Annotated in this window: 2 protein-coding genes; both read left to right on the top strand. The window is 30.3% G+C overall.

Annotated features, from left to right (window positions below):
• Positions 1 to 195, top strand: a 195-nt coding sequence (locus tag HMPREF0673_RS14515; RefSeq protein ID WP_007899834.1) for a hypothetical protein, incomplete at its 5' end; no start/stop codon positions are given.
• An 11-nt stretch (positions 196 to 206) separates the two neighbouring features.
• Positions 207 to 1274 carry an ankyrin repeat domain-containing protein gene (locus HMPREF0673_RS06640; protein ID WP_007899833.1) on the top strand — a complete coding sequence of 356 codons (1068 nt, stop codon included), beginning with the start codon at positions 207 to 209 and terminating at the stop codon, positions 1272 to 1274.
• The last annotated feature ends 40 nt before the right edge of the window (positions 1275 to 1314 follow it).

Here is a 1314-nt window from a genome sequence, read left to right as displayed (position 1 = left end):
TTCAGGCGGTTTTTTAATTCCGCCAACAGGTCTATTGAAAATTTTGTTTGGGCTTCCAATGGATTAGGCAATCATTCTAAAAAAGCAGCTAAAACAGTATATGATGAATTATCCAAAGTAAGAGGAAACCCTGAAGCCATAAAAGAGACATTAGGTTCACTTGGAGAGATCTTCTCTGGAACTGGTTTTAAATAAAATAAAAAAACATGAATGAATTGTATCAAAAAATTGAGAAATACATAACACAAGGTAATAGTATTGCTTTGGAAAAAATTTTGCGAGAAAATAGCACATTGAATTTAAATGATGGAGAATTGTATAATTTAAATCCACCGCTATATCGAGCTGCAAAATTGGGCTTATATGATATTTGTAAAATTCTTATTGATTATGGCGCTGATGTCAATTATACAAAAGATCATATATTCTATCCTTTAGAAGGTGCCGCATCTTCTAATAATATTGATATTGTAAAATTATTATTAGACAATAATGCAGATGTAAATGGATACGATTTAGTAAAACTTTCTGCAATTGGAACAGCTTGCACAAAAGGGCATTATGATATGATGGCGTATCTTGTTGAGTGTGGAGCAGATATAAATAGATTAAATATCGGATTATATCTGAGTCCGTTGGATTTAGCTATAATATGGAAACATGAACATCTATTTAACTATCTAATTGAAAATGGAGCATTATCAAATGTAAATAGGGATTATGATTGGACTTCAGAAAATGGGGGAGGAATATCCGCCCACATAGATTACTATATTGGAAGAGTAATACCAAATCGCTTCAATATTTTGTCAAATGGGACATTTAATAGAATTGCAATAACAAATAGTAACAGCAACGTACTCTTATATACCATAGGTAATTATAGGTATAGCAATCCATCAACAGAATTTATAATGATTTTACCATTAGGATGGAATCCATATTCAAGAATTGCACCTTCAAATTTACCTTATTTGATTATGGAATGGTTGTCTCTATGGTTACAAAATGGTCGTATTTTTTTCGATGGAGAATTTATTCCTCTTGATAAAATATGTGATAATACACAATTAGAGTATTCGGGTTTTCATGTTGTTGAATATAATTACACAACATTAGAATGTGATAAAAATGACAATTCAGTTACATTGTTTACTCTAATTCCTCAAAAAAAGAAAAAAAATTCTCATTACGAACTTACATCTGTACTCTTAGAAAAATTGAAGAAAAAAAAATGGAAAACATTGGAATGGACATCTCTTCCAATATTATAATTGGATGAATCATGTTACTCGCAGACAGTCATATCACTAT

It is taken from the genome of Leyella stercorea DSM 18206, assembly GCF_000235885.1.
GTDB classification, from domain to species: Bacteria; Bacteroidota; Bacteroidia; order Bacteroidales; family Bacteroidaceae; genus Prevotella; species Prevotella stercorea.
This window is presented reverse-complemented; position numbering and strand designations above follow the sequence as displayed.